This window comes from Longimicrobiaceae bacterium, from assembly GCA_035696245.1.
Lineage (GTDB): Bacteria > Gemmatimonadota > Gemmatimonadetes > Longimicrobiales > Longimicrobiaceae > DASRQW01.
The window spans coordinates 1-4,861 of sequence record DASRQW010000482.1 but is presented as its reverse complement, the minus strand read 5'-3'; the positions used below and the strand labels follow the sequence as shown (position 1 = coordinate 4,861).

Here is a 4,861-nt window from a genome sequence, read left to right as displayed (position 1 = left end):
TGGGTGCGCAGCCGCGATTCCGTGCGCGTCCAAATCACGTTGCGACGCGACAAGTCGGCCGCCGCCGTTCGATCGGCAGACCTGGCGTGCAACAATGCTCCTCGGGTCCACGTATCCCGCGGTGCCGCCGTGCATCTCCCGGCCCCATCTCTCGATGCGGCAAGGCGAACCGCGGGTGCGGCGGCGGGTACTGAGCCGCGCGGCGGAGGATGCCGCGGCTCGATCGCACTTCCCGAACGGAAACCATGCGTACGCTGTTCCTGCTGGTCCGTCTTCTACCATTCGCGCTGTCGTTCGCGCGCGACCGGCGCCGGTGGCTCGTGTGGGGCCGTCCCGCCGCGCGCTCGCCAGCCTTCCACGTGCGGCGCGCGGAGCGGCTGGCACACGTCATCCCGCGCCTGGGCCCCACCTTCGTCAAGATCGGCCAGGTCTTCTCCGCCCGGCCGGACGTGGTGCCCGAGCCGTACCTGGGCGCCCTGGCCGCCCTGACCGACCGCGTTCCCTGCGTGCCCTTTCCCCAGATCGAGCGGGAACTGACCGAGGCGTACGGCGCGCCGGTGGACGAGGTGTTCCAGGCGTTCGACCGCGAGCCGCTGGCCGCCGGCTCGCTCGGCCAGGTCTACCGCGCCCGGTACGCGGACGAGGACGTGGTGGTGAAGGTGCTGCGGCCCGGCGTGGAGCCGGTGGTGGAGCACGACGTGCGCTTCGTGCGCGGCCTGCTGGGCTGGGTGGAGCGCGTGTGGAGCCACCCGCAGCTGCGCGGCCTGCACGTGGCGCTCGACGAGTTCGAGCTGCGCATCGCCAACGAGATGGACTTCCGCAAGGAGGCGGCGTACGCCCGCGCCATCGGCGAGAAGTTCGCCCGCAACCCGCGCGTGGTCGTCCCCCGCGTGATCGACGGCATGGTGCGCCGCCGCACGCTGGTGCTGGAGTACGTGGAGGGCACGCGCGTGGACCGCATCGGCCCGCTCGTCGCCGCCGGGGTGGTGGACCCCGAGCGCGTGGTGGACGAGGTGGTCGAGGCGTACATCCAGATGATGCTGGTGGACGGCCTCTTCCACGCAGACCCGCACCCCGGCAACCTGCTCGTCCGCGCCGACGGCGCGCTGGTGCTGCTGGACTTCGGCATGGTCATCGAGGTCGATCCTGTCGCGCGCGGGCACCTGGTCCACACCGCCCTCGCCGCCGTGCGGGGCGACGCGGACCGCGTGGTGGACGGCTTCTTCGCCCTGGGCATCGTCGCGCCCGGCACCGACCGCGAGGTCATCCGCCGCCTCGTGGCCCTGCTTCTGGAGATGACCGAGCGCGGCGCCGACGTGGGCGAGATGCAGCGCGCCCTGGCCGACGAGGTGATGGCGCTGCTGTACGACTGGCCCGTGGTGCTCACCGGCGAGATGACGTACTTCGGGCGCGCGGTGGCGCTCATCGAGGGGCTGGGTGCGCGGCACGTGCCCGGCTTCAACCCGGTGCGCTACGTGCGCCCGCTGCTGCTCAAGCACCGCGCCGCCGTCCTCCGCGCCCTCGGCCCGGCGGACGGCGAGGCGCTGGACCTGGCCTCCGCCCTGGGGCTCCTGGCCGGCGACGTCACCCGCGTGGTGGTGAACGCGTCGAAGGAGCTGTTCGGCGTGCTCGCCCGCCGCATTCCCGCCTTCCTGGCGCCGCTGACGGCTCCGCCCGCCGCGCCCCTCGCGATCACGGACGGCGAGACGGATGCGGCGGCTCTCCCGCCCCCGCGCATCACCTCGTCGGCTGCGTAGCCGGAGATTCGCGTTCGGGCGTCGTCCGCCGATCATCGGGCGGTTCCGATGGGTAGATGCGAAGGGGGGCGCCGGGGAGATTCCCTGGCGCCCCTCGGTTCGTCCGCACCGGCCGGCGTCTATTCCTCGCGGGCGCGGGCTTCGCGTTCGAGGAGGCCGGCGTCCGGGTCCAGGAAGGCGTTGAGGCTGGAGAGGACGGCCCGGTCCACCATGCCGTCGATGGCCTCCATGGCGGCGTAGGCGCCGCGCACGCGCGCTCCCACGGCGGTCATGTGCGCCCAGATCGCGCGCCGGAACATCAGCAGCTCCAGCACCGTCTCGGCGATGTTGTAGCCGCTCAGCCGCCGCGCGAAGCCGTGGATGGCGGCGAACTGCTCCGCATCTTCCCGCGGCCGGTTGATCTCCAGCCGGTCCAAAATGGCGTCGAACAGCTGGGGGATGTGGTCCAGCAGGATGGGGTCGGCCATGGCCTGGCCGGTGTGCATGGACTGGTTGTCGCGCACCCGCTCCACCCAGTCGCGCAACAGCTCCTCGCGCCCGGCCCGCAGCGTCTCCAGCGCATCGCTCAGGTCGCGGATCTCGCCCGGCGTGTAGAACTCGGATCTGGCGTCCATGTGCGCGCTCGCGGAGTTGGCGGTGTTCGCGGAGGGTAGAGGCGGGAAGCTACAGCGTCCGCGGCCCGCCCGGAAGGGAAAGCCGGCTTCGGCGCAAACATCTGCCCCCGGCCCGCCATCCGTCTACGGCATTCGCGCAAAAGCGGATGCGGCGCGGAATCCCGTTCCGCGCCGCATCGGCCCCGCATCTCCCGCCGCCATCGCTCATCCACCGTGCATCTACCGACGCCGTGCTTCTACCGCCGCCGTGCATCTACCGATCAGTCCTCGAAGTCCGCCGATCCACGGAAGTGCGTCACCCTCGCGCGACGGTGAGGAAGACGTCGTAGAGGGCGTGGGTCCAGGCGGTGATGCCGAAGCCGCGGAGGATGAAGAGGCCGCTGAACGCCAGGCCCGAGAGGAACCGGAAGACGAACGACGACACGCTCCACGGATACGCGAACGGGCCAATGTAGTGGAAGCCGGAGAAGAGCAGCGCCGCCAGGATCGCCGCGAACACCGCCGAGCGCCCGCGCTCCAGCCCGCCGCTGCGGAAGAGCAGGATGAGGCCGCCCACCAGCAGCACCCGGAACACCAGCTCCTCGAACAGGCCGGCGCCCAGCGACAGCACCACGCCCTGGCTCACCGGCAGCTTGTCCATCGCCCCCGCGGGGTCCGCGGCGAGGCGGAGCGAGAGGCCGCCCGTCATCCACTGCGTCGCCGTGCCCACGACGGTGCCGAAGGTGAAGGCGTAGGCCACGCTCTCCAGCATCATCCCGAGGAAGACGGCCGGGCGGACGGGCACCTTCCGCTTGCGCCACTCGACCGCGATCAGCGCCAGCGCGGCGACGGCGAGCACGCCCGTGAAGGCGACTGTGCTCTGCACTCCGCCGGCCGCGAGCAGGCTCCGCAGCAGCACGTCTGCGCCGTTGCGGATCTGCTGCTGCTGGCCGCGCATGGTGAGCGTGGCGCCCACCTCGTACAGCAACAGCAGCGGCAGCGCGAAGATGAGCGAGTAGGTGTAGGTGCGGGAAACGTCGAAGTAGCTGCGCATGTGCCCCAAGGTAGCGCCGGCCGCGCCCGGCGAAAGGCCGCGTGCGCTCCGGGCGCCGCGGCGGAAAGATCGGCGTGTGGCCTGCCGATTGCGAATCCGCACCCGCAAACGCGGCGCGGACCTGCCCTCTAGACGGCGGCGCGCGGCGGAAAGTTTCTCTCCCGGCCGTCCGGCCGCGCGAGGGCGAGGGCGAAACGGACCACGGGAGAGACGGCCTGCGGATGGCGAAACGGCTCGGCGGCAAGGCTGGGGCGGGGGGACGGGGGATGCGGACGGGCGCGGCGGCGTGCCTGGTGCTCACCTCTTCCGCATGCGGGCTGCTGCACCGGAGCGACAAGCCCAGCCCGCAGGCCGTCGCCGCCGCGGCGACGGAGGACGCGCGCATCCGCGGCGAGGTGGAGGCGCGCCTGGCGGCCGAGCCCTCGCTACGCGGCGGACCCGTGCGCGTGGAGGTGAGCGCTGGCGAGGTGCGGCTGTACGGCACCGTGGTGGGCTTCGGCGCGCTTCAGTGCGCGGAGACGAACGCCCAACTCGTGCGCGGCGTGAAGCTGGTGATCGACTACATGGACCTGCAGAGCGGCCCGCGCACCGTCCGCTGCCTGGCTCCGCGGGCGGCGCCCGCGCCCCCGGTTTCGGCCCCGCCCGCGCCATCCGCCTGACCCGCGCCCCCGAACCCCGCCCGTGACGGCGGGGCGGGGGCGCGCTAGATTGCCGGCGGCGCATTCGCGATCCGCGCCGCGGGAACCAGCCGTGGAGCCCCGTTCTGTCCAAGAGAAGCAAGCGCCGCCCGCCTGCCCGGCGCTCGAATTCCCCCGCCGGCCGCGAGCGCCGCGCGGGCGCCGCACGCAAGTCCCCGCGCAGGTCGCGCGCGGCGTTCGCGCCCACGCGCACGCACCTGGCCGGCCTGGCGCTGGCGCTGCTGCTCGCGCTCGCGTTCCCGCCCACGCGGCACGGGCTGGGGCGCGCATGGGGCGCGGTGGAGCACGCGGTCGCGGTGCAGCGGGCGGAGCGTGCCCGCGAGCGCGAGGCGGCGGGGTACGCGCTGCGCTACGGCATCACGCGCGAGATGGCTGGCGCGGTGCTCGCCGCCGCGCGCGAGGAGCGGTTGGACCCGGAGCTGGCCTTCCGGCTGGTGCGCGTGGAGAGCTCGTTCAACCCGCGCGCGGTGAGCCCCGTGGGCGCGCTGGGCCTCACGCAGCTCATGCCGGGGACGGCCGAGGGGCTGCGGCCGGGCGTGACCCGCGACGAGCTGCTGGACCGCGACGTCAACCTGCGCCTCGGCTTCCGCTACATGCGCACGCTGCTGCGGCTGTACGGCGGCGACCGCGAGGAGGCGCTGCACGCGTACAACCGCGGGCTGGGCACGGTGGCGCGCATCCGCGCCGCGGGCGGCGACCCGGCCAACGGCTACGCCGCGCGCGTGCTGGGCGCCGAGGGCGGCTCGCCCGTCCGCGCCG

General features: G+C 73.5%; 5 protein-coding genes. 3 read left to right on the top strand and 2 right to left on the bottom strand.

Annotated elements, in window-relative coordinates; translation table 11 throughout:
• Positions 1 to 245 precede the first annotated feature (245 nt).
• The gene (locus VFE05_21605) at positions 246 to 1,757 is read left to right on the top strand and encodes an AarF/UbiB family protein (GenBank protein ID HET6232686.1); all 1,512 of its coding nucleotides are present in this window, start codon (positions 246 to 248) and stop codon (positions 1,755 to 1,757) included.
• A gap of 119 nt (positions 1,758 to 1,876) precedes the next feature.
• On the opposite strand, the gene VFE05_21600 is transcribed toward VFE05_21605, so the two are convergent.
• Both VFE05_21600 and VFE05_21595 read right to left on the bottom strand, forming a co-directional pair.
• Positions 1,877 to 2,371 carry an RsbRD N-terminal domain-containing protein gene (locus VFE05_21600; GenBank protein HET6232685.1) on the bottom strand — a complete coding sequence of 165 codons (495 nt, stop codon included), beginning with the start codon at positions 2,369 to 2,371 and terminating at the stop codon, positions 1,877 to 1,879.
• Positions 2,372 to 2,666: 295 nt separating this feature from the next.
• Positions 2,667 to 3,404, bottom strand: a complete 738-nt coding sequence (locus VFE05_21595; GenBank protein ID HET6232684.1) for a CPBP family intramembrane glutamic endopeptidase — start codon at positions 3,402 to 3,404, stop codon at positions 2,667 to 2,669.
• Positions 3,405 to 3,625: 221 nt separating this feature from the next.
• On the opposite strand from VFE05_21595, the gene VFE05_21590 reads away from it, so the two are divergent.
• Together VFE05_21590 and VFE05_21585 are read left to right on the top strand one after the other, a co-directional pair.
• On the top strand, positions 3,626 to 4,063 hold the full coding sequence (locus VFE05_21590) for a BON domain-containing protein (GenBank protein ID HET6232683.1): 438 nt from the start codon (positions 3,626 to 3,628) through the stop codon (positions 4,061 to 4,063).
• Between the two features lie 317 nt (positions 4,064 to 4,380).
• Positions 4,381 to 4,861, top strand: a 481-nt coding sequence (locus VFE05_21585; protein HET6232682.1) for a lytic transglycosylase domain-containing protein, incomplete at its 3' end; no start/stop codon positions are given.

Bases quoted from the DNA above. Each gene is read 5' to 3' on its own strand.
- VFE05_21600 (HET6232685.1), bottom strand. From the start codon at position 2,371: ATGGACGCCAGATCCGAGTTCTACACGCCGGGCGAGATCCGCGACCTG.
- VFE05_21590 (HET6232683.1), top strand. From the start codon at position 3,626: ATGGCGAAACGGCTCGGCGGCAAGGCTGGGGCGGGGGGACGGGGGATG.
- VFE05_21595 (HET6232684.1), bottom strand. From the start codon at position 3,404: ATGCGCAGCTACTTCGACGTTTCCCGCACCTACACCTACTCGCTCATC.
- VFE05_21605 (HET6232686.1), top strand. From the start codon at position 246: ATGCGTACGCTGTTCCTGCTGGTCCGTCTTCTACCATTCGCGCTGTCG.